Here is a 26,211-nt window from a genome sequence, read left to right as displayed (position 1 = left end):
ATTTCAGTTAGTCTTGCATCACATAAATTACTAACTCAGGTTTTGGGCGCTCAGTATTCAGTGTAGAGAGAATTTCGATAATGGCCAAGCAGCTTACTCGATCTGCAGTTCGTATCTACGGCGCACTGACGGCGCTGGGAAACGGAAGCTCCAATGTTATGGAGAGTTTGCTGCCGTTTTTTGATCCAATATTGAGGCAGTTAAATGGAAGTAAGCTTGACCCGAATCATGTTGCTGAATTGATCCGCAGTACGTATCGCTGGAATTTCAACGCCGACGTTGTTGAGGCGTTTGCTCCCTATTTGGCAAAGCAAGGTTGGGTCCACGCTGATCTTCCCGGAAACACGGATACCACATATACAATATGTATTGGTGATGAAGATTTGGAGCCGCTTGAAGCGGGGACAATAGAGCAAAGCTTGAAAGATATTGCAACAGAATTCAAAAAATTCTCGGAAGAGCTGTCTCCTCTTACGTCGATTCCACGAGAGGTGGAGGAGTTCGAGGACATCCTCGTTGAATGGCTTCTTTACGTTGAAGCCTTCAGTGAAAAAAGTGCTGAATTATCAAGTGATGTCAGAGTGGATGAAGATGGAAAAATAATCCAGAGGATTGAATTTTTCCGAGAGACGTCACTTCGTGATGAAGAGCATTTCTTATGCGCGCGTTTCGTCAGACATATCATTGAGAAAGATGACGGGAGAACTGAGATATTATCAAGGATTGCTGCTATTGGATTATTGACCGAGGTTGTTCAGGATTTTGTTAGCCCGGTAGAGCCTGTTGATCGCACTAATTTGGTGGTATACCTTGATGCGCCCGTCGCTATGGAGCTACTGGGCCTTTCGGGCAAGGCGGCTTACTCGAATACGCTGCCTATCGTGTCCGAGTTGATCGAGATGGGGGCGTCGGTTCGCATTTTTGGGCAAAGTGTTGATGAAATAAAATATAATCTAAGTGCTGTACTCAAAAATCCTCGACCAACTGGTCCTACCGCTCAGGCGATACTTAAAAGAGAGGTGTTGAAAGAATATGTGATTGCGGTGGCGCAAAACCCCGTTCCGTTCTTGGAGCGGTTGAACGTTAAGGTAACATATCGAGATTTAAAGCAAACTCCTTCTGATCACAAGTACTTCACACAAGAGAATTGGCGAGAAATTTATAGTAAAATTAAATACACCGAAAATAATTACGCCAGAGAACATGATGCAGATATAGTATCTCTGGTTGTTAGACAGAGAAGTGGTGGGTTGTCGCAGGATATTTTTAAATCTCATGCAATAATTTTGACTAGAAACGGTGTTCTTACCCAGATTGTTCGTAGATTTTTACGGGAATTGCGCCCTGAGTCTGAGAGTTGTGTTCCTCCTGTGGTCCATAGGCGTGCACTTGCCACCGCTATGTGGCTGCGAACAGGTATGGGGGCGACGGACCTAAATATTCCTCGTAGGATGTTGCTAGCGAGCTGTGAGCGTGTTTTAGCCATTCGCCCCAATGTGGTCGATGCGGTTAAGAAAATGACCGACGCGATGGGGGATGAGACCAGAGCGCAGCAGTTAGATTTGCTTATATCACAAGATCGAAGTGTTCAGGCGTTAATGGATAAGACGCTTGGACTTGCTAATGTTGTAACTGAAGAAAACTTTCCTCTTTTATGGCAGGAAATGCTTCATCCGCATCTCGAACAAGAAAGAGAGAAGGCGCAAGCTATTCTTCAGAATCAAAAGAAAGAGGAAAAAGCAAGAATTTCCGAGATGCGCAAGAAACTGCAGGCTTCTGAAGAGAGTCGACTTGGGCAGCAGGCTGCCTTCCAAGAAAAATTGTCTGATAGTTTGAGGCAGGATAGAATTGTTGTTGTGCGTCTTTGTGATGATGTTTTTAAAATTCTTAAAAGAAGGATTGTTATCAGGAAGTTATTTGGTTTATTTTTTGCCGTTGTTTTCACTATTCCAGTATTTTTTGAAAGTGTTGGCTTTTTAAGGTATTGCATTTTTGCTTTCGGATTGCTCCTTTCTTATCTGACAATCACAGGGGGGCGTTTGGTTTCCGTCAGTATTGAGCAGGATGACGCGATCAAATTATTGAAAATTATCGCTGAGAAGCGTGGACTATCCGCGAAAGTCCAGCAATTTCAAATCAGCTGGATGAAGAACGGCTTTCAAGTGAGCGAAACAGAGGTTTTCGGCGACGCTCGTTCCTCAGATGGTAGTCTCGATCTCGGCGTATAGTGTTCATATCCCGATTTCATGCTCCCCCCCTTGCGGGGAGGGAAAAGACCCACTACCCACACATTCAAGCGGTCTGGTGCGTTTCGGCGCGCGCGGGACGCGTTACGACACAACGGGCAGGACTTCCACGGCATGAGCATCGTCGACACCCGCACCCCCGATCCCAGGAAGTTCATCAAGGGCGCCACGGGCGACTGGGAAATCGTGATCGGCATGGAGGTGCATGCCCAGGTCACCTCGAACGCCAAGCTGTTTTCCGGCGCCTCGACCGAGTTCGGCAAGGACCCCAACGCCAATGTCAGCCTCGTCGATGCGGCGATGCCCGGCATGCTGCCGGTGATCAACGAGGAATGCGTCAAGCAGGCCATCCGCACGGGCCTCGGCCTCAAGGCGCAGATCAACCTCAAGTCCGTGTTCGACCGCAAGAACTACTTCTATCCGGACCTGCCGCAGGGCTACCAGATCTCCCAGTTCAAGCAGCCGATCGTCGGCGAGGGCGAGGTCCTGCTCGACATGCCGGGCGGCGAGCAGGTGACGGTCGGCGTCGAGCGGCTGCATCTGGAGCAGGACGCCGGCAAGTCGCTGCACGACCAGCACCCGACCATGTCCTTCGTCGATCTCAACCGCTCGGGCGTCGCCCTGATGGAGATCGTCTCCAAGCCGGACCTGCGCTCGGCCGACGAGGCGAAGGCCTATCTCACCAAGCTGCGCACCATCCTGCGGTATCTTGGCACCTGCGACGGCAACATGGACCAGGGCTCAATGCGCGCCGACGTCAACGTCTCGGTGCGCGCGCCGGGCGGGGCCTTCGGCACGCGCTGCGAGATCAAGAACGTCAACTCCATCCGCTTCGTCGGCCAGGCCATCGAATATGAGGCCCGCCGCCAGATCGGCATCCTGGAGGACGGCGGCAGCATCGACCAGGAGACGCGCCTGTTCGATCCGGTCAAGGGCGAGACCCGCTCGATGCGCTCCAAGGAGGAGGCGCACGACTACCGCTATTTCCCCGATCCGGACCTGTTGCCGCTGGAGTTCGACCAGGCTTATGTCGACGCGCTGGCCGTCGGCCTGCCGGAGCTGCCGGACGACAAGAAGGCGCGCTTCATTGCCGATTACGGGCTCACCGCCTATGACGCCGACATTCTGGTCGCGGAAAAGGCCTCGGCCGACTTCTTCGAGGAGGTCGCCAAGGGGCGCGATGCCAAGCTTTCGGCCAACTGGGTGATCAACGAGCTGTTCGGCCGGATCAACAAGGAAGGGCTGGAGCTGAGCGAAAGCCCGGTGTCGGCCGGCCAGCTCGGCGGCATCGTCGATCTGGTGGTCGACGGGACGATCTCGGGCAAGATCGCCAAGGACCTGTTCGAGATCGTCTGGAGCGAGGGCGGCGATCCGGCTGAGATCGTCGAGGCGCGCGGCATGCGCCAGGTGACGGATCTCGGCGCCATCGAGGCGGAGGTCGACAAGATCATCGCCGCCAACCCGGACAAGGCGGAGCAGGCCCGCGCCAAGCCCGGCCTGCTCGGCTGGTTCGTCGGCCAGGTGATGAAGGCGACCGGCGGCAAGGCCAACCCGCAGGCGGTCAACGACCTGCTCAAGGCGAAGATCGGCATCGAGTAGGGCGGTCGTTCCGCCATCGCTCTGGCAACCAATAGCCCCCGGGTCGCGGCTTCGCCTTGCCCGGGGTGACGGCTGAGGGGATGCGAGGTCGCGCGCCACTGACAGGATGTCATCCCGGACGAGCACCGCGAGATCCGGGATCCATTGGCATCCTCGGCCGGCGTGAGGCGGAGGATCGTGGTGCGGGGACAAGCGGTTTCGCGAACGGGGATAAGCGGCGAGAGGGACTTGAGAACCTATTCTCGAAATTTTCGTCGCCCCGTGCGGGCGTTTGAGATTATGTTTTTGAAATGATTTGATTAATTGATTTTTTAGGGGCCGCTTTCTGCTCGCAAATTTCGAGACGGATTTTGCAAAAATCGCTCTCGAAATCGGCCGGAATCGAGACGGCGGCCCCAAAGGACCGGACTCGGCAAGCCATGCATGCTTGCGGTGTCGCTCCGGAGCGTGCCTCATACGCGCTCGGCTCTCGGCTCTCGGCTCTCCGATCCCGGCTCGGCGCTGACGCGCCGTCCGGGAGGACGCTGGGAGGGGCATGTGCGACAAATATCCGCTGAGGGTGCCAATGGGTCCCGGCGCTCCGGCTTCGCCTGCGGCCGGGAGGACGTCCGAGGAGGAGGCAGCGCCGTGGCTCGCCGATCCGGCCGGGATGACGTCCGAGGAGGGGGCAGCGCCGTGGCTCGCCGATCCGGCCGGGATTGACGGCCTGAGAACTGGCACGGCCTCGCATCCTCTCTGCCGTCACCCCGGCCGCGCGCAGGCGCAGCGCCGGGGTCCATTGGCTGCCAGAGCGGCGGCGAGGGTGCGCCAACATCTCCCCCGCGTCCTCCCGGACGCAGACCTCTCCCTGCGTCATCCCGGGCGCGCGCTAGCGCGACCCGGGACCGGCGAGCCGAGGGCCTGCCCGAAACGCTCCCGGCCATCCCCACGAACGTTCGTGGCTCCCCGGTCCCGGCTCGGCGCTGACGCGCCGTCCGGGAGGACGAAGGAGGGGAGGGAGCGACAAAACACCCGCTGAGGGTGCCAATGGGTCCCGGCGCTCCGGCTGCGCCTGCGGCCGGGATGACAGCCGGGGAGGTGGCGACGCCGTCCCGCCTCGTGCCCTCCTGCGCTCCTCCCTCTCCCCGTGTCGTCTCGCCTCACGCGCCTCTTGCGAGGTCCGATTTTGCGGTGCAATATATGCAAGGCCGATGGGAGAGGAGTGCCTCTGCCATCCGATTGCCGCGATTGCGTCTGATTTCTCTCATATATCTTGGTGAAATAGCCCTGCTCGCCTGACGTTGTGAGGGGCGGGCCTTCGTGCGGCAGAGGCGCCGCATGCTGCGCCTGCACAGGAGGCCGAGCCGCCGGAAACCGGCAGGCCGGCCGCTCGCACGGATGGCGGCAGGGTGCGCGGAGCGACCGGAAGGCCCGAGGGCCGGTCCGGGCGCGTCCTTGCGCTGTCTCGCCAGATCCCGAGAACCGTTTCCGAGGTACCAGCAGGTCCCATGCCGACAATCGACAAGCGCCGCTTTCTGACGTCCAGTGCCGGATTTCTCTCCTTCCTGATGGCCAGCACCGCCTTTTCCGCCTTTGCGCAGGAGGCAGGCGCGCAGGAGGCGGGCGCGCCGGCCCCAGGCGGGGCGCCGGCCGGCACGCCGTTCGACTGGGAGGCCCTGGTCGCGCGGATGAAGGCGAGAGCGGCCGAGCCCTATAACGACAAGGCGGCGGATCTGCCGGAGGCGGTCGCCGGGCTCGACTACGACGCCCATCGCGCGATCCGCTTTCGGCCCGACCATGCGCGGTGGAAGGACGACAAGCGCAATTTCGAGCTGCAGGCGTTCTATCCGGGCTGGGTCTTCGCCCATACGGTCGACCTGTTCGAGATCGTCGAGGGCCAAGCCTATCCGATGGGCTTTGCCGCCGGCGATTTCGAGTATCGCCCGCCGCTCGACCCGGCGGTCTTCGACGGGTTCGCCTTTCCGGGCGCGGCCGGCTTCCGCCTGCATTACCCGCTCAACCGCACCGACTATCGCGACGAGCTGATCACCTTCCTCGGCGCCAGCTATTTCCGCGCGCTGGGGCGGGGCACCGTCTACGGCGCGTCGGCGCGCGGCCTTGCGGTCGATACGGCCGCGGGCAGCGCGGAGGAGTTCCCGCGCTTCAGCCGCTTCTATATCGAGCGGCCGGAGACGGATGCGCGCGAGATCCGCTTCTATGCCGAGCTGGAGAGCCCGCGCGTGTCGGGCGCCTATGCTTTCACCATCCTTCCCGGCACTGAAACCCTGATCGACGTGGAGGCGGCGATCTTCCTGCGCGACGACGTCTCGCGGCTGGGCCTTGCGCCGCTCACCTCGATGTATCTGTTCGGCGAGAACGACCGGACCGGCTTCGACGACTTCCGCCCGGAGGTGCACGACAATGACGGCCTCGCCATCCTGCGGGCCAGCGGCGAACGCGTCTGGCGGCCGCTGACCAATCCGGCGCGGCTGCAGCTCTCCGTCTTCGGCGAGACCAATCCGCGCGGCTTCGGCCTGTTGCAGCGCGACCGCGACGCCGACAACTACCTGGACACGGAAGCGCATTACGAGCGCCGTCCCTCCGTCTGGGTCGAGCCGGTCGGCGACTGGGGCGAGGGCGCGGTGCTGCTTGCCGAAATCCCCTCCGATTCGGAGGCGAACGACAATATCGTCGCCTTCTGGATGCCGGAGAATGGCCTGACGGCCGGCTCCGAACACCGCTTGCGCTACCGCATGATCTGGGCGCTGGACGTGGAGGGCGACGTGCCGCTGGCGCGGGCGCTGCGCACCCGCACGGGCCATGGCGGGGTCGCCGCCGTGGCGCATGACGAGGACACCCGCAAGTTCCTGGTCGACTTCGGCGGCGACACCCTGGCCGGGCTGGGCGAGGAGGCGCCGATGGATGTCCGCCTCTCCCTCAGCAATGGCGAGGTGGTCCACAAGATTCTGAGCAAGATCGCGGGGAACGATATGTGGCGCCTCATCGTTGATGTCAGGCGGACCGACGCCGACAAGCCGGTCGAGCTGTCCGCCGCACTCGTTCTCGAGGGCAAGACCCTCTCCGAAACCTGGACCTATCAATGGGGACAAACGAGATGATCGCCGACACCGGTTCCGCGGAAGCCGCGTTCCGGCCGGACCCGGCCGGAGCGCGTCAGGCGTTTCTTGGCGAGTTGCGCCGCCAGTTCTCCCGCCATGACCTCGACGACGAGACGCTGGAACGGGCGGTGAGCGAGGCCGTCGGCCACCTGTCGCAAGATCCGGCAGGCGAGGGGCGGGACGCCCTGCTCGAGCGCCTCTTTGAGGGACGCGCCGACGCGGCCCTGCACCGGTCGGTGGTCGCCTCGCTGTGCCTGCCGGCACCGAGGGCGCCGCTGCAGATGCCGACGCAGATGCTCGAGCGTCCGCCCGTCCTGCCGCGGCTCGCCGCGCTGCGGGCGTTTGCCCGCCGGCGCATCGGCGAGCGCTGAGACCAGAATTTTCAGAAAAGGGCTCTGGCGGATGGAACCGGCTGTCTCGACGTCTTCGCTTCGCGAGAGCCTTGCCGTCGGCCTGCGCCGGGCCGCGGCGATCCTACTCACGCTGGGCCTCACGGTCGCCGCTGCGGCCATGTTCGGCTCGGTGGCGGTTGCCGACGGGTTCGACTGGGTCGACGTGGTCCGGGTCTCGCTTGTCGCCTTCTGTGCGCTGTGGCTGTCGTGGGGCGCCTGTATCGGCATTCTCGGACTGATCTTTCCGAGCGACGAGGTGCCGGCCCGGAACGGCCGCCCCAAGGGACGCACCGCGATCGTGATCCCGGTCTACAACGAGGCGGCGGATGCGGTCTTCGCCCGTCTCGAGGCGATGTACCGGGCGCTGGACGAGATCGGCGCGCTGGAGTGCTTCGACTTCCATGTCCTGTCGGACTCCACCCGCGAGGAGGCGGCGGCGGACGAGCGCCGGCTGTATCGGCAGGCCGTCGCGGAGCTTTCGGCGGCGGGGCGGCTCTACTATCGCCACCGCTCGCCGAACACCGGACGCAAGGCCGGCAACATCGCCGACTTCATCCGGACCAGCGGCGGCGCCTACGAGTACATGCTGGTGCTCGACGCCGACAGCCTGATGAGCGCCGAGACGATCGTCGAGATGGTGCGGCGCATGGAGGCGGTGCCCGATCTCGGCCTGCTGCAGACAGTGCCGCGCATCATCGGCCGCAAAACGCTGTTCGGACGCATGATCCAGTTCTCGGCGAATTTCTACTCGCCGGTGTTCTCGCGCGGCGTCGCGGCGCTGCAGGGGCGCCAGGGGCCGTTCTGGGGCCATAACGCGCTGATCCGCACGCGCGCCTTCGCGGCGACCTGCGGGCTTCCGGCGCTCGCCGGAAAGCCGCCCTTCGGCGGCGAGATCCTGTCCCACGACACGGTGGAAGCGGCGATGCTGGCGCGCGGCGGCTGGCGGGTGCGGCTCGATACGGATCTCGACGGCTCCTACGAGGAAGCGCCGGCGAACCTGATCGAATATGCCAAGCGCGACCGGCGCTGGTGCCAGGGCAACCTGCAGCACGCGCGGGTCCTCGCGGCGCCCGGCCTGCCGTTCTGGAGCCGGGTCAACCTGCTGCAGGGCATCATGGCCTATCTCGCCTCACCGGTCTGGCTGATGTTCCTGCTGGCCAGCATCGCCGCGCCGCTGTTCGCGCCGGCGCCGGTCTATTTCGTGTCCGGCTCGCCGTTTCCGCGCTTTCCCCATCCGGAGACGGAAAAGGGGCTGGCGCTGCTGTTCGGCGTGGTCGCGCTGCTGATCCTGCCCAAGGCGCTGTTGCTGCTGCGCGCCGTCCTGACCGGCGGGGCGAAGGAGTATGGCGGTGCGGGGCGGGCCTCGCTCTCCGCGCTCTACGAACTGCTGCTCGCCTCGCTGCTCGCCCCCATCCACATGATGTTCCAGAGCCGCTCGGTGTTCCAGGTGCTGTCGGGAGCCGATTTCGGCTGGCCGTCGAGCGAGCGGGAGGACGGATCGCTCGATCTGGCGACCAGCGCCAGGGCGAGCTGGTGGATGGTCCTGTTCGGAATGGCGACGCTGGTCTTCGCCTATCACTACGCCGCCGACCTTCTGGTCTGGCTGCTGCCGATCGCCTTGCCCCTGGTGCTGGCGCCGCTGGTGATCTGGTGGACGGCATCGCCCTCGGCGGGCGCGCGGGCGCGCCGGCGCGGCGTGTTCCTGACCCCGCAGGAAGGGCGGGAGGTTCCGCTGATCGCGGCGGCTGCGCACGCGCTCGCGGGCCACCGCCGGTCGCCGCCGATCGCCGGGAGCGCACGCAGCGCCGCCTGACACGGGGCGCCGCGCGCCATCGGCCGCCGCCTGTCATCATCCCGTAACGAGAACGGCTTACCCGGCTCACTTCAAGGCAACTTGAGGCGAGTCGGAGGTGGTGATGCTGTCGGGTCAGGCGTCGAACAGGAAATCGGTCAATGCGGGGCGGGGGGCGCTGCTCGGCCGGGCGGTGCATCGCAACAAGGTCTTGTCCGGGGAAGGCGCGCTGGAACGGCTGTTCACCTTCGCCTTCAAGGGGCTGGTCTATCCGCAGATCTGGGAAGACCCCGAGATCGACATGGACGCGCTGGAGATCGGCCGCGACCACAAGGTGGTGACCATCGCCTCGGGCGGCTGCAACGTGCTGTCCTACCTGACGGCCGATCCGGCCAGCATTACCGCCGTCGACCTCAACCGCGCGCATGTGGCACTGACCCGGCTGAAGCTCGCCGCGGTCAAGCACCTGCCGGGGCACGACGCCTTCTACCGCTTTTTCGGCAAGGCGGACGAGAAGGGCAATGTCGAGGCCTATGACCGCTTCCTGCGCGAGCGGCTCGACCCGGAAACCCGCGACTACTGGGAAAAGCGCGACCTGACGGGGCGCAAGCGCATCACCCTGTTCGCCCGCGACCTCTATCACCACGGGCTGCTCGGCTATTTCATCGGCGCCGGCCATTTCGTCGCCCGCGCCTATGGCATCGACCCCAGGGACATGTTGCGCGCCCGCTCGCTGGAGGAACAGCGCACCTATTTCGACAAGGCGCTGGCGCCGCTGTTCGACAAGCGGATGGTCCGCTGGGCGACGTCGAAGCGCGTCTCGCTCTACGGGCTCGGCATTCCGCCGGCGCAATACGAGGCGCTGGCCGGCAGCGGCACCGGCGGCATGGCGGCGGTGCTGCGCGAGCGGCTGGAGCGGCTGGCCTGCGACTTCCCGCTGTCGGAGAATTATTTCGCCTGGCAGGCCTTCGGCCGCGGCTATGCGAACGACGAGTCAGGCCCGCTGCCGCCCTATCTGCGGCGCGACCATTTCGAGGCGATCCGCGCCCGCGCAGACCGGGTGCGCGTGGTCAACCGCTCCTTCACCGACTATCTGGCGGCGCAGGAAGAGGCGAGCGTCGACCGCTACATCCTGCTGGATGCGCAGGACTGGATGACCGACGGCGCGCTCAACGCCCTGTGGGCGGAGATCACCCGCACGGCCCGTCCGGGCGCGCGCGTCGTCTTCCGCACGGCGGCCGAGCCGAGCCTGCTGCCCGGCCGCGTCGCGCCGGAGATCCTGGAGAAGTGGCGCTACGATGCGGAGCGCTCGCGCAAGCTCGGCTATATGGACCGCTCGTCGATCTATGGCGGCTTCCACCTCTATATCCGCGACGCGGCATGACCGTGCGGGACGGGGCTGAGGCAGGGGCCTCCGGCGGCGCGGAGCTGATGGACGGCATCTACCGCTGGCAGCGGCATGTCTATGACGCGACGCGCAAATACTATCTGCTCGGCCGCGACCGGCTGATCGACGAGATCGCCCCGCCGCCGGGCGGCACCGTGCTGGAACTGGGCTGCGGCACGGCACGCAACCTGGTGCTGGCGGCGCGCCGGCACCCGCAGGCGCGGTTCTTCGGCATCGACATCTCGGCGCAGATGCTGGAGAGCGCCCGCGGCTCGATCCGCCGCGCCGGGCTCGAAGGCCGGGTGCATGTGGCGCAGGGCGATGCGACGGCGTTCGATACAGAGGCGCTGTTCGGCGTTGCGCGCTTCGACCGGGTGTTCTTCTCCTACAGCCTGTCGATGATCCCGCCCTGGCGCGAGGCGCTTGTCGCCGGGGCCGGGGCGCTCGCGCCCGGCGGCGGGGTGCATCTCGTCGATTTCGGCATGATGGAGGCCTGGCCGGGCCTCCTGCGCGCGCCCTTCCGCGCCTGGCTGGCGGCCTTCCACGTGACGCCGCGCGCGGAGCTGGGCGAGGCGCTTGCCGCCTGCGCGGCGGCCGTCGGCGGCAAGGCAAGCTTCCGCCGCCTGCATGGCGGCTACGCGGTGATCGGCGATCTCAAGGCAGGTGTGGCGCGAAGCTGATCGCGCCGTTCGGCTCGCCTGCGGACAGGCGAATGGTTGTTTCGGCGCAGCGGAGCCTTAAGTTCCTCTCCGACCGGCCGTCTGCGGCCTGCGGGGCGATGCTCCAGGGCCCCGGCCATCCACGACCATGGAGCATGACAGGCATGTCCGCCACCCAGACCAAGCCCATCGATCTGCATTACTGGCCGACACCGAACGGCTGGAAGGTGACGATCCTGCTGGAGGAACTCGGCGTTCCCTATCAGGTGCATTACGTCAATATCGGTGCCGGCGACCAGTTCAAGCCGGAGTTCCTGAAGATCTCGCCGAACAACCGGATGCCGGCCATCGTCGATCCGGAAGGGCCGGGCGGCGAGCCGATCTCGGTGTTCGAGTCCGGCGCGATCCTGCAATATCTCGGGCGCAAGTTCGGCCGCTTCTATCCGGCCGACGAACGCAAGCGCGTCAAGGTGGACGAGTGGCTGATGTGGCAGATGGGCGGCTTCGGTCCGATGCTGGGCCAGAACCACCATTTCCGCGTCTATGCGCCGGAGAAGCTCCCCTACGCCATGGACCGCTATCTCAACGAGACCCACCGGCTCTATGGCGTGCTCGACAAGCAGCTCGCCGGGCGCGATTTCGTCGCCGACGAATACTCCATCGCCGACATGGCGATCGTCGGCTGGGCGACCGGCTGGGAGCGCCAGGGCATGGAACTGGACAAGGACTTCCCCAATGTCGCCCGCTGGCTGGCGGCGCTGAAGGCGCGCCCGGCGGTGGAGCGCGGGCTGGCGGTCGGCCGGGAGATGCGCGAGCAGCTCAACCTTGCCGACGACAAGGGCGCCCAGTCGGTGCTGTTCGGCCAGCGCGCGCGCTGACCTTCCACATTCGCCCACATTCGACGACGGCGCCGGGGGGATCAGTTCGTCCGGCGCCACACCTCCGTCTCGCAGAACTGCACCACCACCCGCACGCAGCCGCGCAAGGTGAGCTGGTCCCGACCGTTCAGCGTCGCCGTCGCGTTGGCGGTGACGCCGCGGCGCGGGTCGTAGACGCGGGCGCTCCAGGTGCCGGCCTTGCCGGCGGCGGGGGCAATGTCCCAGATCACCGGCATGTCCAGCAGCCTGCGGCCGCGCTTGGCGCCGTCGCGGTTGTTGATGTCGGTTGCCGTCTGCCGGGTGGTGCCGGGCGGCGGGGGAAAGTCGACGAGAAGCCCGCAAGGGGCCGCCCCGCAGGGGCCGATCCGCACGATGCCGGCATCCGGCGTCTGCCAGGTGCCGAAGATCGTCTCGTCCGCGCTGGCGGGCGAGACGAGGGAAAACAGGGCCAGTCCCCCGGCCAGAAGCCATCGATGGGGGAAGGGCGCTACTTGACCCGTTGCCAGGTCTCGCCCTTGCAGATCAGTCCGCCGAGTACGCATCCTTCAAGCTTCAGTCCCGTGTTGCCGACGAGCGTCATGATGCCGCTATAGGTCTTGCCGTCCTCGGCATTATACACCTTTCCCTTCCAGCGTCCGCCCCCGTCCGCGACCATGCCGAAGACGGTCTGGCTGCCGAGCAGCGGCCGCGAGCGCCTGGCCGGGTCCGGATTGTTGGTGTCGTTGCGCGGTTCGCGCAGCCAGACCAGCGTGCCGCACAGGGCGCCGCCGCAGGGCGCGATCTGGATGCGGGAACTGCCGCCGGGGCGGGCCCAGATGCCGTTGGCCTCGGCCGCCAGGGCCGGCGGCGCGGCCAGCACCATGGCAAGGGCGGCTGCCGCGGCGAGCGCAAGGGCCGGACCGGAACGGAGAGCAAGGACGGCCGCTGCCCGGAGACGGGGCAGGGGACGGGACAGGAGACGGGGCAGGGACGTTTCGGCTTCGATCATGGGTTCCTCCACTGTTTAGGGATCTTTTGCATTCCCTTTACGGAAACGTAACCTACGCCTGAGCCGGGCACCTGACCAGTCGTGTCGTAGCGGCAGGCCGGCGGTTTTCTGCCGCCGCGCGCCTTGCGCATTTTCGGGCCAAGTTCTTTCAAGGTTACCCGTTGGTTTCCGTGCGTTTCCGGATTTGACTCAAAGACGATTGATTTCATTGCCGTTTCGCGGAGAAATTCGTGAATCCCTCGTAAAATTTACCGCTTGTTTTCGTCTCGTTTTCTTCCTGTTAAGCGAAAATTTTAAGAGCACGTTGAAGGGCCGGCAGCACACTCGAACATGAAGATTGCGGGGAAAGATCAGTCGCTTCGGGATCTTCTATCGGCAACGGGCCGGCAGGACGCCGGCCGAAAAGACGACAGACAAGGAGTGTGACATGGCTCGTTTGGACCTGGGTTCCCCCGAACTCGCAATCATGGGCGGCCAGCCCGCCGGCCCCGATATCCTGCTGCAGATGGGACTGGATTGCGCCTGCGGCCGCCACGGCGCCGCCGACCTGATCGCCGCGCACAAGTGGTTCAACATCGCGGCGGTGAAGGGCAGCCAGGACGCCGTGCGCTACCGCAAGGAAATTTCCACCGAGATGACGCGCACCGAAATCGCCGATGCCCAGCGGGCGGCCCGCGAGTGGCTGTCGCTGCATTGATCCGCGGTGGCGCAGGCCCCCGCGAGAGGGGCATTCCCGCCGACAGGATCAACCCGGCTGCGGCACTGTGAGCGCAGACCGTCCCTTTGCGCCCGCGCCGCAGCCTGTTTCCCCCGCTCCGGGGAGGATGCCGCGCCGATGCCGTGCGGCCTGCCCCGATGGTTCCCGGCCCCTGCCGGACCCGGCGAGCGGACGTTCACTCGCTCTCTTGCGGGCTTTGTCCCGGTAGCGCCTGCGCGGACGAGGGCGCCGTTTCCTCCCGCCGGCCAGAGGGCGCGCCCGTGGACGGGCTTGCTTCCGCCCTGTCCTCGCCGGTGAGTTCCAGAGCCGCGATCTCGCGGATCGCCGCCAGTTGACCGCCGAGCACGACCAGTTCGGGATGCGGCGCGATCCGGGCGATCGCCCCTTCGAGGCGGTCGATGATCTCCCGTCGGGCGTCGTTGCGTCCCTTCCTCTTGTCCATCCGGTCTCTCCTTTCGCGCGCTGGCGCGCTCCCTCCGGCTCCCGTTCGCAGCCGGCTGGTCCCGTGTTGCGTGCCGCTTGCGAGTCTCGCAAGGTCCTGCCGGGTCGCCATCATGGGTTTCCCGGATTGACACGGCCAGCGACCCTGCGCCCCTGCGCCGTTCTGTCGGTGTGTCGTTCAGTCGATTATCCCAAGGCGGAAGGCCTTGGCTACGAGATGTGTCTTGTTCGCGGCGTTCAACTTGCGGCGGGCGGCGGCAAAGTGGCTTTCGACCGTTTTCGGGGCGATGTCCAGAATGATGGCGGTTTCCCACTCGGTCTTGCCCTCCGCCGCCCATGACAGGCAATCGCGCTCGCGCTGCGTCAGCGGGGCGAGCGGCAGCGCCGCCGGCGTTTCCAGCAGGGCGGCGGCGCGATCGGCGGCCGAGGCCGCCAGCAGCGCCAGCGCGGGTCGTCGGGCGGGGGCAAGCTCGATCCGCTCGCCGCTCAGCGAGATGCTGCCGCGCCGGCCGGCGCCATTGGCGAAGGGCAGGGCGAAGCCGTCCGAGAGCCCATGCTCGCGCGCCTCGCCCATCATCTGCCGGGCAAGGGCCATCCGATCCGCATCCGCACACGCCTCGCGCCAGCCGAACAGACGGTCGGCGCGCAGGACGCGGGCGATCACCGGGTCGATCTCGGCATAGCGGCGGGCGACGTAGCGCTCCAGCCAGCCGGAGGGCCAGTTGCCGAAGAAGATGGCCCTGCGCGCCTCGGCCGGCGGAGTGGCGGGGAGGGGCACAAGGCCGCACAGCGCGCGGTCGATGCCGAAGCCTGCGGTGGCCGCGGCGAGCCGGGCGCCCACCTCGTCCGGCGTGCCGGCGTGCCGGATCCGGTCAAGATGGGCGAGAAGGTCGTCGGCTTTCACGGGCTGTCCCTGCCGCCTGGCCGGCGGCGAAAACGGTCAATCGGATCGCGCGCGGGCAGGCCCTGTGCAGGCTGGCCGTGTGCAGGCTGGCCGTGTGCAGGCTGGGCATCGCGCGGTGCAAGGATCTCTCGAAAGGGGCGGCCACGGCCAACGGTGCTTTTGTCATGAACCTGTTCAATGAATGGCTCGGTCTTGAAAATCGACTGTCCCCCGGTTCCCGCAAAGACGAGCAGGAGCCCGCGCGAGGCGGAAGCCCAGGGTCCCGGTTCCGACAAGTTCAGATCGGACCGACCGACGACGGAAATAGATTTTTCGTCTCGACAAGGTCGAAAGACGCGATGATCGCCCGCCAGCCTGGGCCGGGCCGCCCTTTGCCTGTGGAAACCTCGACCAGCGGAACGCGGATTTCGGCTGGCAGGGCGAGGCGGCGGGCAAAAGCGCAACTTCCCGTCTTGCCAAATGCTCGCAAATCCTCGAAAAGGGCGGCACGGAGAGGTGGCCGAGTGGTCGAAGGCGCTCCCCTGCTAAGGGAGTAGGCGTCAAAAGCGTCTCGTGGGTTCGAATCCCATCCTCTCCGCCATTCTCTGACTTCGCGCTGTCGCCCTTCGGGCTCGCTCCAGTCGGGGCCTCGCATGAGCTCGGACGGCCCTTGGCCTTGCGAACCCTGCGGGTTCGGACTGTCTGCGCGATGCTCCGCCATTCTTTCGCTCACGGCAGTCTCGCTTCGCTCGGCGCCTCCGCTGGGGCGGCCTTTCGGCCGGTCGCGCCGTCGCGCTCCTGGCTCCGAGTTCGGACTTCGTCCTCTCTCTCCGCCATTCTCTGACTTCGCGCTGTCGCCCTTCGGGCTCGCTCCAGTCGGGGCCTCGCATGAGCTCGGACGGCCCTTGGCCTTGCGAACCCTGCGGGTTCGGACTGTCTGCGCGATGCTCCGCCATTCTTTCGCTCACGGCAGTCTCGCTTCGCTCGACGCCCCCGCTGGGGCGGCCTGACCGGCCGGCGGGCAGTCGCCCGCTGGGCTCCGAGTTCGGACTTCGTCCTCTCTCTCCGCCATTCTCTGACTTCGCGCTGCCGCCCTTCGGGCTTCGCTCCAGTCGGGGCCTCGCATGAGCTCGGATGGGCCTGCGCGTTCTGGTGAAGCGCCTTCGGCGCAAGCACGGCAACCCGCCCGATCTCCAGGATGCAGCGGTGCAAACGGTTCTTCGACAGGCGGAAGCGCATTCTGCGCAGTGGGCGTGACGCGAGACTTGGTGGCGCCTGTGCGTCCGGCCGGTTGCGGATGCGGTCAGGATGCATGGCGCCGGCGGCGGACAGACGGAACCGCACGCCATGAAAGGGAGCGATGAACAGCCGGCACCGGCGTCTCACCCGCCACGGCCGCCCTTGCCGTCGAGGAATTCCGGCCTTTCCAACTCGCGCAGCACCCGTGCGATCTCGCTGTTGTAGCGCGACCGCTTGGCCATCTCGAGGCTGGCGTAGAGCAGGCGCTCGGCCGGCAGCGACCGGCCGCGATGCAGCAGCGACAGGGCATAGCTGGTGATGGCGCTGTTGAGGCGCAGGTGCATGGCATTGCGTCGGGCGATCGCCATGGATCGGATGAGCAGCTTGCCGGCGGTCGAGGCCTCGCCGTTCTGCAGCAGGATGCGGGCGCGCAGGTGCAAGGCCTCGCAGGCGAGCGAGGGCGCGCCCATCAGGTCGGCATAGTCCTCCACCTCGCGCAGCCGCTGCATGGCGATCTCCGCGCTCGGCCGCTCGCCGACGGGCGTCAGCATCCTGATGCGGATGTCCGACAGGACGATGTGGCGGCGGACGTCCTCGTGACCGCCCGTGTCGGCGAACTGGCGCGCCTCGCGCAGCAGCCGCAGGCTCTCGTCCGGGTCGCGGGCCGCGACCAGGCGGGCCTTGTGGTTCAAGAACACGGCGGCGCCGCGCATGTCGTCGTCCTGGCGGCACCAGTCGATCGCCTCGCCATATTGACACTCCGCCTTGCCGACATTGCCCATCAGGTGGTCGATGAGGCCGAGATAGCCCGTCGCCAGCTTGAAGACACGGTCGCCCCGCACGTCCTCCGCGTCGCGGATCTGGCGCAGCCGCCGCTGCGCGGCGCTGAGCCGGCCGCGTTCGATCTGGACGATGGCGAGATTGAGCGAAATGCGGTTGTGCTGGCGTCCGGTGTTTTCGCGGCCGTCGATGCCGCGGTTGAATTCGATCGCCTGACGCAGCAGCGCGACGGCATCGGTCAGGTTGCCCTGGACCAGGCAGGTCAGCCCCGCCTCGTTGTAGAGCCAGACGATCTCGTCGCGGTAGAGCGCATTCATCTTCGGCCAGTCGAGATCGGGCCGGTAGGCGCGAAAGTCGGTCTGCAGATCGACAGTGTTGCCGCTTCCCCGGTTGGTCTGCCTGGCGATCGCCCCCTTCAGGTCGTTGACGTCGAGCAGTTCCCAGGCCTTGCGGATGATCCAGCGCAGGCGGACCTTGTAGGTCTCGAAATAGCCGCGCTTGCGCGCCGCCCGGCTTGCCGGAAGGCTCTTGTAGTCCTCGAAGCGCGAGACCACGGCGATCGAGAAGGTGGAGCGCACCATGGTCAGCGCCGCGCGCAGCGCCTCGACGCGGGTGTTGTGGTCGTCGGTCGAGAAGATCCACGGCTCGAACCGCTGCTCCGAATGCGGGATGTCGGGATATTGCGACAGGCCGACCAGCAGGCCGCGCAGGTATTCGTAGGCCTCGTGGGTGAGCCGTGGCAGGCCCGCGGGCATCGAGGCATAGAGCGAGGGCGAGAAGCTGTTGATCGCGACCGGATCGGCCGTGCCGCTGCCGAGCTTGGAAACGCCGTAATGCTGGACGATGCGGTGGAGCGCGAAGCGGTATTCGTGTTGCGGCGGCCAGTCGCCGGGTCGCTTCGCCGGACCCTGTGCCGCGCCGCCGGAGGCAAGGGGCCGGTTCACCTGCGGATGCGGGTGCAGCCGGAAGCACAGGCCGCGTAGCGCCAGCGTGTGAAGCGCCCGCGACACGGTCCGCCGGCGACTGACGTTGAATTCGGTCTTGGCATTGCGGAAATAGGCGCGGATGTCGGGCAGGCGCACGAGAACGTTGGCGCTGACCGGGGAGCCGATGACGGCGAGGCTGCGCAGCAGCTTCTGGTGCAGTTCGATGTCGTTTTCCGGGTCGCCGATCGTGTGGAACCGGGCATAGGCATCGAGCACGGCCTGCAGCACGGTCTGCTCGCGCTGCTCGACGCTGACATTGCGGATCTCGTTGACGGTGTTGAAGATGAAGGCCTCGGCCCGGCGCGCGCCCTCCAGCAAGGTCTTCTCGCGCAGCACGATGCGCTGGGCCGCGGCGAGCAGCAGCGTCATGCAGAAGCGGTTGGCGCCGAGATGCCGGCGGATCTCCCGCCATTCGCGTTCGGAGGGGTCGGACACGGAGTTGTAACGCTTGAGCATGATGCGGCGCATCATCGGCACGAGCGTTTCCCGCCTGTGTTTTTTGTTTCGACCGCGACCGGAATTGCGCCTGAGAACGATGACCATCCGCCGGGCAACGGCGCTCTCGACGGTTGCCCAACTTTCCGCAAGGCTATGGACAAGCTGCTCGGGTTTCGGGGTCGCCCAAGCCTGGTCACGCTTCAAACCGGCTCTGCGAACCGCTCCCGCCGTCGTCAGCTTTGCAAGATCCTCGCGAATGCCGGCATAGTGCCGCGATCCGTGCGCGTTCATGACAAACAAGGCGCTTGCCAGCAGGAAGAAATTGTCGACGAGGAAGTTCGTCGTCTTCATCGGCCGGGCGAAATGGACGAGATTCGTCCGGTCGCTTGTCGCTTTCCGTTTGCCTGTGCCGAACGGGATTCCGGACGTAACGGCGCGCTGCTGCACGCTCGCCTGGCCGCGGGCGTTGATGGCCGGCGAGTCGATGCGAACCGGATGCAACGCCGGCGCCGGCGGCCGATCCGGGCTCGCCCGCATCCGCGCCTTCCGCCCCGGCGCGCGCATGCGCCACAACTCGCCAAGCCCGGTCTCCGCGCCGGTTGCGATCACGTCGAAGGGGATATCGCGGGCCTCCTCCGACATCAGATAGGCGAGAACATCGTGGATCTCGGCATTCTTGGCCCGGCCGTTGCGCTCGACGAGCAGTTCGACCCCGTTGATATAGACGAGCACGCGCGGTTGCAGGCCGAGCCTGTTCGAGGGTGCGCGCTGGAAGGCCGAACTCGTCGCGGCGAAGGCAGCGATCACATTGCGCAGGTGGACCATGCGGGCGATGCCGTCCAGCGCGCCCTCGTCGTCGGCGCGGTTCCCGGTTTCACGCGCGCGACGAAACGCCCGTCTTGCGGTGTCATTGGCCAGACTTTGATTCAATTCGGCGTAGAATTCGGCTCGAATTAAGCTGTAGGCGGCCAAACCGGGACGGATGCGCGCCATGTCGTCGGTCAGGTCCTCCAGCGCGTCGATCAGCATGTCATAGACCGAGGCGATTTCGGTCGAGAAGCTGAGATTGATGAAGATCGCGCCGAAATAGGCCGGCCGCATCAGTCGCGCCGTGCCGGGCAGGACGAGCCCGCGCTTCGGCCAGGCGGCTCGGATATAGGCCGACAGGCCGAGCCCGGTGCTCATGGTCGACAGAAGGCAGCCCTTGCCGAGACCGCGATGGGCGCAGATCGTGTAGAAGCGCCGGCCCGGACTCAGCCGACCGGCGCGTTCGTCCTTGCAGCGCTGCAGATAGACCGCGCGCAGGAACGTGTCGGCGGCCCGTACGCCGGTGACGTTCAAGTCCCTGAGTTGCCTTGCAAGGGTCTTCTGGTTCTCAATCGCTTGCGGGTCCGGCCAGCGGGCGGCCACGCGCGAGTCCGCCTTCGTCAGATCCGTGATCACGCTGTCGACGCGGTAACGGATGAAGCGCCGCGGCAGGACGAGACGCTGTTTCGCGAATTCTCTGGCAAGGGACCGATCGGCCGCGAACCGCTCGAACCGCGCCAGCCGGTGCGGCGGGCTCTGCTGCCAACGTTCCCACCACGACCGCCATTCCTTCTCCAGTCCGTCGAGCGAGGCGTTGAGCGAGCCGGTCAGCAGCGCCCCGTAAAGACCGTCAAGGGCGATCTCCTGGGCGGTGAGGTCGCGCAGCACGGCGCCGAGCCTGGCACCGGCAGGGGGCCCGCTCACCGCCTGCCGCGCCAAATGGGTCAGCAGTTGCAGGTAGAACCGGAGATAGGGCGTGCCGTCGATCGTCTCGTCGCCGTGGCGGGCGCGCGCGTCCCGCGCCGCCTTCGATGACTTGTGGCGGACCGGAGTGAAGGTCGGGCAGACGAGGCGGCACGAGAGTTCGCCGTTCGGCCCGACCGGCGAGAGAAGATCGTCTTGCAAGAGGGTCGTTCGGCCGAACAGGGCGGCGAGGACGGTCTGTTCGCACCACTGGTGCTCGAGCGTCCCGAGCCTGTCTTGCAGGCGCCTGAACAGCGCCGCGCGATTGGTCAGGTCCTCGCCATGTTTCGTTTTCAAGCTCAGGCCGTCGATCGGTTGCTTAAGACCTGGCAGCGATCCGGATTTGCGATGGCGGTCGAGCGCGTCGCGGCGATCCTGGACAATCGCTTTCAGCGCGCCGACGAGGGCCAGGGTCTTGTGCAGCCAGTCGAGATCCTGCTGCGTGCCGTCGATGCCGACCTGGCCGCCGCCGAAGAAGATCGTGTGCACGCCGTAGCGAAGATAGAGGGCGGTGCTCGTCTTGGCGCGAGCGTCCTCGTCCTCTTCGGCCGGCAACAGGACGATGGACGTGTAGCCGACTTCCCGGTCGCGGTCGCTGATGAACTGGCGCAGCGGCCGCAGCAGATCCGCCTCGGTCATGCCGAGCCCGAGAAACAGGATCGGCGCGCCCGAAAAGGCGACCGAGATGCCTTCGTCGACCATCTCCCGCATGGCGTCGCGGCGCAGGTAGAGGTCCATGTAGTCGGCCTCCGTCACGACGATGTCCTCGTCGCTGCTTGCCCGGCCGTGCAGATGGAACACCGAGGCGTCGGCGCCTTCGTCGGCGACGGAGAAGCTGACGAGATCCGACGCGGTCTCGCGGCGGAAGGTCAGGTCGCGGAACACGCTGCCGAAACTGTCGGAGCGGTGGCTGCGCAGATCCATGTAGCCGCGTGGAAACGGACTTCCGTCGGTCGGTCCGTCGCGGCTTTCATGCTCGAACCGCCGGTATCCCGCGTCCTGGAAATAGCGCTCGATCTCGAAGTCGTAGTTGGTCGTCAGGAAGCGGCTGATCTTGAGCTTGCGCGCGGTCTTGACCAGCGGGTCGAAGCGCTCGGAAACGACCGAGCGCCGCGAGCGGAAATCGTCGGGTTTCACCTCGTCGAAGATGGTGAGTTGGGGAAGGCCCTCGCGCGGACCGGTCTTGAGGCTTTTGATCGGATCTTTCACCAGCGCGAGAAGCATGCCGGCGAGAAAGCGCGAGGACGGTGTCAGGAATGTCTGGTCGTGTCCGGACGCCTGGCCGGACTCGGCCGCCTGGTCCTGGAGGTTGTCGCCGACAAAGGCCGCGATGTCGCGCCAGTGCGGCTGATCCTTGGGGATTCGATTGAGGATCTTGCGGATGTTGCGGCAGCGGAACGGCGCCAGAACCCGGTAGCGCTCGGGTTTCTGGCGGATGCCGGGAATCCGCCGCCCGAGCTTGGCCGTGTCGAGCACGGCCAGCGCGCGCCGTATCTCGTCGACAAGCCGTTCGCTATGACCGTTCGAATCCGACCGGCCGCTGTCCCGGCCATAGCGCAGGCCGCCCAACAGGCTCTGTTCGGCATGGGCTGTCTCGTCGACCAGAAGCACCTTCACCAGATCGGAAAAGGACATCTGCATCTCGGCCTTGCGGGCTTGCCGGTAATAGGCGATCAGGCTGTCCTCGAAGCACCCGTAGATCTTGCGGTAGAACGGCTTCCGCCGTGGGCCGGTGCCGCGCAGGGCGCCGATCAGCGTCTTGAGGCTGTCCATCGGCGCCGCATTGTCGCTGGCCCCGAGACAGCCGAGCGCGTTGCGTCTCAGGATCTCGTCCTTGTCGTCCGGCGTGATGTCGCGCTTGTGCAGGAACAGGCCCGACTGGCGCTGCAGCAGGTCGTGCAGTTGCTGGGCGATCTCGAACAGGATCGGCAGGCTCTCGCCGCCGGGAAAGCTGCCGCTTCTGCTCTTGGCCCGTTCGAAGGTGCGCTTCAGCCGGCGCACATCCGCGCGGGCATAGTCGACCTGGCGCTTGCGGCTGGTGATCCAGCGCGCGACGTTGCGGGCGTCGCCGATGGTGAAGGACGCGATCAGGGGCGACTTGGGGTTCGTGCGGTCGACGACGTCAGTGCCGAAGACCCGCCGGCGCAGGGGCCTGATTGCTTTGAGGACTTCGGAACTTCCATCCGGGCCGGCGTCGAATGCCGTCTGGTCGAGATCCGGATCGATGATGTGGAGGCTCCTCGCCAGCGCGATCTGGGACTGTTCGATGAGCGTCTCGAAACACTCGGCCGCGCGCCAGACGACGTCGATCTGCAGCGTCTGCCATTCCCGCCAACTCAGCCGGCCGAAGCTCGCCGAAAAGCCCGAGCCGATGAACGTGGTGAGGTTGCGGCTGTTGATCGCCTGGAACAGAAGCTGCTTGCCCTTGCCCTCGATCAGGCTCATGTCGAGCGTGTCGTCGATCTGGTGGATCGTGTAGGGCCAGTAGCGCAACTGCTCGCGCAATTCCTCGAAGAAGTCGCGTTTGTCTTCGTCGCCCGTTGTCGGATTTGTCGTCATGCGTCGCCCCCCTCGAACGTCGTCTTCGCGTCCGCCTATCCGTGCCTGGTCGGGTCCGACGTGCCCAGGGCGAGGCGCTGGAAAGCGTCGGCGTCGACATGCATGCCGAGCTGGTCCGTCTCGGGCAGGTCGGATACCGCGTAGCGCGCGGCGCGGGCCCCGAGCGTGCTCATCTGGATGATCTTTTCCATCGACCGCGCGCCATGATGGAAGCTCGGGATCTTCAGAAAGGCGTCGAGAACGCCGTCGTCGATCGAGGCCTTGCCGCTGGCCTTGTCGATGACGGAGGGCGCCCGCTGTTCCAGCATGCTGCGCAGCAGGATGGCGCGGCGCAGGACGTGATCGCTGTCGCCGTCATCGGCGCCGCGGTCGTCCGGATCGGGGCCGCGCACGTCGATATGGCCGCTGAGCCTCGAGACAAAGTCCGTCAGCTTCCGCTCCGGCTTTTCGGCGGCCCTGGCGTTCAGGTCCTTGAACTTGTGGCTCGTGCCGCCCGCGAACACGAACAGACCGCGTCCGATCGGATGGAGCCGCGCGCCTTCCCGGAAGGTCCCGTCCTGCATCGGCGCGAGAAAATGCGGCACGAGGGAGAGCCCGTGCGCGTCGAACTCGTCGAAGAAGCAGAGCGGCGTCTTGCCCTTGAGGTTCTCGTCGCGGATCTCGTGGAAAAAGCCGGGCAGATCTTCGGCCGCCGCCTCCGACAGATTGAAGACCTTCAACGGGAGCCCGAGCGGCGCGACCATCTGGTTGATGCCGAAGGATTTTCCGGCGCCCGGCGGGCCGAAGACCGCGATCGAGAGAGGTTTCGTCGCGCCGTGATCCGCAAGATAGCCCCGGATCAGACGGTTGATCGCCCGGTAGCCCTCGATTTCCGTCCGATCGACGGTGAAGAACTTGCCGAAGCGGGCCGAGGGAACGCTCGAAAGGACGCCCAAGCCCTCGCGCACGACCTGTCGGGCGATCGTGTCGTTCGCTTCCGGACGAGGGATCGCGACACGCGCGGCCGGGTCTTCGGCGGCAAGGTTGATCGCGCAGCGATAGCGCGCGACGTGCTGCTGCGTCGGCACCGGCACCGGAAAGTCCAACTGGCTGCCGCGTTCCACGAGCCGGCCTTGCGCGAAAGCGCGCTGCCAGGCAAGGGCGTTCAGGGCGGACTTGCGCAGCGCGTCGAGCGTGAGCGGTTGCCCGGCATCGGCGATCCCGCGCGCGAGCGCCGTCGTGAAGCTGTTCATCTTTCCGAACAGGTCGCCGGCCTGTTCCGTCTCGACATCGCCTTCGGCCAAACCCGGATCGAACAGCAGGTCGAGGGTCGGGGCGGACGTCGCGTTGCCGCTCAGGATCGCCGCGGCCTCGACATCGAACAGCACCAGCATGTGGTCGCAGCCCGACAGGAGCTTCGGCACGAGCCCGTCGCTCACCGCTGCCTGCCGCGACAGATCCTCGACGGCGCGTTCCCACGACAGGCCGCGTGCAAGGCGAACGCCGCTGGCTCTCAGGTTTTCGGCGTGGACGATGAGGACCCGCGTCTGGTCGTGCAGCGCCGCGATGCGGATCCACAGGCTCCCCTCGCCGAGGGGCAGGTGCATCTTGTGCAGGAGTGTGCGCCGGGCCGCCGGTGCATCGGACAAGGGCGGACCCCAGATATCCTCGCGCTCGCGCAGGCCGCCGCCCGCGTCGTTGAGAACGACGATCGGCCAACTTCCCTTAGGGCAGGTTTCGGAGATCCGAGGCGGCAGCGCGGTCCGCGTGCTCTCGCGATAGCCGCCGAAACCGGAAATGCGCAATTCGAGCGGCGCTTTCGGGCGGTGCTCAAGGAACTGGCCCGAGGCATCGACATAGCGCACATGGGCGAGAGACTCGACGTGAGTCATAGTGCCGCCGCCGGCTTTCCCGTCACCCGCGTTCGGGCTGCCCGGCCGTGTCTTCGGACCTGCCATGGTCACGACGAAGCCGTGCTTGCGGAGCATGTCGTGTGTCATGTGCACTCCGCCATACCGGGTCCACATCTTCCACGTGCCGTAATGTGCCCAGTCCGGGCTGGTCTGACCGCCGATCGGGGGAATTTCGAGGATGAAATGGTCGGTTGCGGGATCGCCGAGAAGCAGGACCGGACAGGGCGAGGGACGGTTTTCGATCAAGGCGAACACTCCGAAATATCCTGTTCGGCAGGCGGGGCCTGCCCGTCAAATCGACGGGTCTGCAATCGGATCCCGGTGGGGGCGGGGACAATCCACAAAATGCAACGCTACGTAATGTCTGGTGAGAGTGGCATCTTCGGGATGCATATGTAAAGCCGGGCGAGGACAGGCTGGCGCCGGCGCAGCCTGGCGCTTCGTCCAACAGGGCGCGCGCGGTTCCGCACGGCCGCCGAAAGGCGGCCAGGTGCCCTCCGGCTTGGAAGGCAGGCCCCTTGCGGTCGTTTGCATCACGTTCTGCAAAATGGGGAGGCTTGGGGGGAGGCTGGGGGGGAGGCTGGGGGGGCAGGTGCGGCGGGCCATCGGCGAATGAGCGGACCGGAGCGACCGGCCCCAAGCGGACGGTCGGAGTGCAGGAAGCCGTCGGCCTGGATCCTGCGAAGGCCCCGGCTGCCGGCTGCGCGCGGATCACGCCGCGCAGTTCGGCCCACCCGCGCCGCCGCCCCTCATGCGCCTTTGGCAAGAAACCTGTTCGAGGCTTCCCGGAACAAGGATGCCCGCCCGCTCCCTTCGGTGCGCCATGTGGTCCAGAAGCGGTCGAGCGATACCTCCAGCGGCTTACCTTGGCCAGTCTGCATATCCGCGAGCAACCAGCGCACAATCCGCCAGCCACTGATGAGATGCGCATCTGCAATGGCAGGGTCCGGGATCAGCCGTGACAGGAGGGCATTGAACTCGGTGAAAAGGGAATACTGGCTTTCGATATCCGTAGACCTGCCCGAAATGACCTGGGCGCAGATCATGTCGAGACGCCGCTGGATCTCTGTCGGAACGGGTGCATCGGGCAATCGCGCCACAAGGCCCAGCAATTCGCCATGAACCAAAAAATGCATGTCGCGTTGGGAAGGCTCCATCGCGCTGATGACCGAGCCGACACCGGCCCGCACTTCTATCAGCCCCTCATAAGTCAGCCTTTGGAGGGCCTGCCGAACCGGGGTGCGGGATACGCCGAACTCTTCGGCCAGCGCGCCTTCCAGCAGCATTCCCTGACCGTCCTGAACATCCAGGCAGATCCGCTTGCGGATGGCTTCTGCGATGTCGTCGGCGCGTGGCTTGGCCATTTTAATGGTCATTGGTGTCTCATTCCGGCGAATGCGTGTCACAGACCGAACACAAAACCTGTATACAAGTGTGCAACATCGATATGCTACTTCACAGGCTTG

17 protein-coding genes, 1 tRNA gene and 1 pseudogene are annotated in these 26,211 nt (G+C 65.4%); 11 read left to right on the top strand and 8 right to left on the bottom strand.

Annotated features, from left to right (window positions below; all coding sequences use genetic code 11):
• The first annotated feature begins 80 nt into the window (after positions 1–80).
• The 8 genes from P2PM1_RS14485 to P2PM1_RS14450 all read left to right on the top strand — a co-directional run bounded on the left by P2PM1_RS14485 (position 81) and on the right by P2PM1_RS14450 (position 12,051).
• Complete coding sequence (locus P2PM1_RS14485; protein ID WP_186399540.1) at positions 81–2,228, top strand: hypothetical protein; 2,148 nt, start codon at positions 81–83, stop codon at positions 2,226–2,228.
• A 132-nt stretch (positions 2,229–2,360) separates the two neighbouring features.
• Positions 2,361–3,845, top strand: a complete 1,485-nt coding sequence (gatB, locus tag P2PM1_RS14480; protein WP_186399539.1) for an Asp-tRNA(Asn)/Glu-tRNA(Gln) amidotransferase subunit GatB — start codon at positions 2,361–2,363, stop codon at positions 3,843–3,845.
• Between the two features lie 1,487 nt (positions 3,846–5,332).
• A complete protein-coding gene (locus tag P2PM1_RS14475; protein ID WP_186399538.1) occupies positions 5,333–6,943 on the top strand; it encodes a glucan biosynthesis protein in 1,611 nt (536 codons plus the stop codon).
• Positions 6,940–7,314, top strand: a complete 375-nt coding sequence (locus P2PM1_RS14470; RefSeq protein WP_186399537.1) for a hypothetical protein — start codon at positions 6,940–6,942, stop codon at positions 7,312–7,314. The genes P2PM1_RS14475 and P2PM1_RS14470 overlap by 4 nt, the downstream gene beginning before the upstream one ends.
• 31 nt (positions 7,315–7,345) lie before the next feature.
• A complete protein-coding gene (gene mdoH / locus P2PM1_RS14465) occupies positions 7,346–9,148 on the top strand; it encodes a glucans biosynthesis glucosyltransferase MdoH (protein WP_186399536.1) in 1,803 nt (600 codons plus the stop codon).
• Between the two features lie 103 nt (positions 9,149–9,251).
• Positions 9,252–10,511: a DUF3419 family protein gene (locus P2PM1_RS14460; RefSeq protein ID WP_186399535.1), complete on the top strand. Its 1,260-nt coding sequence runs from the start codon at positions 9,252–9,254 to the stop codon at positions 10,509–10,511.
• Positions 10,508–11,194, top strand: a complete 687-nt coding sequence (locus tag P2PM1_RS14455; RefSeq protein WP_186399534.1) for a class I SAM-dependent methyltransferase — start codon at positions 10,508–10,510, stop codon at positions 11,192–11,194. The genes P2PM1_RS14460 and P2PM1_RS14455 overlap by 4 nt, the downstream gene beginning before the upstream one ends.
• A 143-nt stretch (positions 11,195–11,337) precedes the next feature.
• Entirely contained in the window at positions 11,338–12,051 is a 714-nt protein-coding gene (locus P2PM1_RS14450; RefSeq protein ID WP_186399533.1) for a glutathione S-transferase N-terminal domain-containing protein, read from the top strand.
• Between the two features lie 41 nt (positions 12,052–12,092).
• Here the strand turns inward: P2PM1_RS14450 and P2PM1_RS14445 are convergent, their stop codons facing one another.
• The 3 genes from P2PM1_RS14445 to P2PM1_RS14435 are packed head-to-tail and all read right to left on the bottom strand — an operon-like array spanning position 12,093 to position 13,248.
• A complete protein-coding gene (locus tag P2PM1_RS14445) occupies positions 12,093–12,593 on the bottom strand; it encodes a DUF2147 domain-containing protein (RefSeq protein ID WP_186399532.1) in 501 nt (166 codons plus the stop codon).
• A complete protein-coding gene (locus P2PM1_RS14440; protein ID WP_208985284.1) occupies positions 12,539–13,039 on the bottom strand; it encodes a DUF2147 domain-containing protein in 501 nt (166 codons plus the stop codon). The genes P2PM1_RS14445 and P2PM1_RS14440 overlap by 55 nt, the downstream gene beginning before the upstream one ends.
• Complete coding sequence (locus tag P2PM1_RS14435; protein WP_186399531.1) at positions 13,036–13,248, bottom strand: hypothetical protein; 213 nt, start codon at positions 13,246–13,248, stop codon at positions 13,036–13,038. Before P2PM1_RS14435 ends, P2PM1_RS14440 begins: the two co-directional genes overlap by 4 nt.
• A 218-nt stretch (positions 13,249–13,466) precedes the next feature.
• On the opposite strand from P2PM1_RS14435, the gene P2PM1_RS14430 reads away from it, so the two are divergent.
• Positions 13,467–13,736, top strand: a complete 270-nt coding sequence (locus P2PM1_RS14430; RefSeq protein ID WP_186389213.1) for a hypothetical protein — start codon at positions 13,467–13,469, stop codon at positions 13,734–13,736.
• Positions 13,737–13,932: 196 nt separating this feature from the next.
• Here the strand turns inward: P2PM1_RS14430 and P2PM1_RS14425 are convergent, their stop codons facing one another.
• Positions 13,933–14,199: a hypothetical protein gene (locus P2PM1_RS14425; protein ID WP_186399530.1), complete on the bottom strand. Its 267-nt coding sequence runs from the start codon at positions 14,197–14,199 to the stop codon at positions 13,933–13,935.
• Positions 14,200–14,376: 177 nt separating this feature from the next.
• The gene (locus tag P2PM1_RS14420) at positions 14,377–15,102 is read right to left on the bottom strand and encodes a LuxR family transcriptional regulator (RefSeq protein ID WP_186399529.1); all 726 of its coding nucleotides are present in this window, start codon (positions 15,100–15,102) and stop codon (positions 14,377–14,379) included.
• A 489-nt stretch (positions 15,103–15,591) separates the two neighbouring features.
• Here P2PM1_RS14420 and P2PM1_RS14415 point away from each other — a divergent pair.
• Both P2PM1_RS14415 and P2PM1_RS25820 read left to right on the top strand, forming a co-directional pair.
• Positions 15,592–15,682 (top strand) — tRNA-Ser (locus P2PM1_RS14415).
• 533 nt (positions 15,683–16,215) lie between these two features.
• Complete coding sequence (locus tag P2PM1_RS25820; RefSeq protein WP_186395256.1) at positions 16,216–16,338, top strand: type I restriction enzyme endonuclease domain-containing protein; 123 nt, start codon at positions 16,216–16,218, stop codon at positions 16,336–16,338.
• A 4,490-nt stretch (positions 16,339–20,828) separates the two neighbouring features.
• Here the strand turns inward: P2PM1_RS25820 and P2PM1_RS25815 are convergent.
• From P2PM1_RS25815 to P2PM1_RS14395, 3 genes and pseudogenes are all read right to left on the bottom strand, one after another.
• A pseudogene (locus tag P2PM1_RS25815) lies at positions 20,829–21,518 on the bottom strand (SIR2 family protein); the annotation flags it as partial.
• Between the two features lie 1,370 nt (positions 21,519–22,888).
• A complete protein-coding gene (locus tag P2PM1_RS14400) occupies positions 22,889–25,000 on the bottom strand; it encodes a hypothetical protein (RefSeq protein WP_186399527.1) in 2,112 nt (703 codons plus the stop codon).
• Between the two features lie 494 nt (positions 25,001–25,494).
• Entirely contained in the window at positions 25,495–26,121 is a 627-nt protein-coding gene (locus P2PM1_RS14395; protein ID WP_244301526.1) for a winged helix-turn-helix domain-containing protein, read from the bottom strand.
• Positions 26,122–26,211 lie beyond the last annotated feature (90 nt).

This window comes from Stappia sp. P2PMeth1 (assembly GCF_900185735.1).
In the GTDB taxonomy this organism is placed as follows: Bacteria; Pseudomonadota; Alphaproteobacteria; order Rhizobiales; family Stappiaceae; genus Stappia.
This window is presented reverse-complemented; position numbering and strand designations above follow the sequence as displayed.

Bases quoted from the DNA above. Each gene is read 5' to 3' on its own strand.
- P2PM1_RS14485 (WP_186399540.1), top strand. From the start codon at position 81: ATGGCCAAGCAGCTTACTCGATCTGCAGTTCGTATCTACGGCGCACTG.
- gatB (WP_186399539.1), top strand. From the start codon at position 2,361: ATGAGCATCGTCGACACCCGCACCCCCGATCCCAGGAAGTTCATCAAG.
- P2PM1_RS14475 (WP_186399538.1), top strand. From the start codon at position 5,333: ATGCCGACAATCGACAAGCGCCGCTTTCTGACGTCCAGTGCCGGATTT.
- P2PM1_RS14470 (WP_186399537.1), top strand. From the start codon at position 6,940: ATGATCGCCGACACCGGTTCCGCGGAAGCCGCGTTCCGGCCGGACCCG.
- mdoH (WP_186399536.1), top strand. From the start codon at position 7,346: ATGGAACCGGCTGTCTCGACGTCTTCGCTTCGCGAGAGCCTTGCCGTC.
- P2PM1_RS14460 (WP_186399535.1), top strand. From the start codon at position 9,252: ATGCTGTCGGGTCAGGCGTCGAACAGGAAATCGGTCAATGCGGGGCGG.
- P2PM1_RS14455 (WP_186399534.1), top strand. From the start codon at position 10,508: ATGACCGTGCGGGACGGGGCTGAGGCAGGGGCCTCCGGCGGCGCGGAG.
- P2PM1_RS14450 (WP_186399533.1), top strand. From the start codon at position 11,338: ATGTCCGCCACCCAGACCAAGCCCATCGATCTGCATTACTGGCCGACA.
- P2PM1_RS14445 (WP_186399532.1), bottom strand. From the start codon at position 12,593: ATGCGTACTCGGCGGACTGATCTGCAAGGGCGAGACCTGGCAACGGGT.
- P2PM1_RS14440 (WP_208985284.1), bottom strand. From the start codon at position 13,039: ATGATCGAAGCCGAAACGTCCCTGCCCCGTCTCCTGTCCCGTCCCCTG.
- P2PM1_RS14435 (WP_186399531.1), bottom strand. From the start codon at position 13,248: ATGAAATCAATCGTCTTTGAGTCAAATCCGGAAACGCACGGAAACCAA.
- P2PM1_RS14430 (WP_186389213.1), top strand. From the start codon at position 13,467: ATGGCTCGTTTGGACCTGGGTTCCCCCGAACTCGCAATCATGGGCGGC.
- P2PM1_RS14425 (WP_186399530.1), bottom strand. From the start codon at position 14,199: ATGGACAAGAGGAAGGGACGCAACGACGCCCGACGGGAGATCATCGAC.
- P2PM1_RS25820 (WP_186395256.1), top strand. From the start codon at position 16,216: ATGGGCCTGCGCGTTCTGGTGAAGCGCCTTCGGCGCAAGCACGGCAAC.
- P2PM1_RS14395 (WP_244301526.1), bottom strand. From the start codon at position 26,121: ATGACCATTAAAATGGCCAAGCCACGCGCCGACGACATCGCAGAAGCC.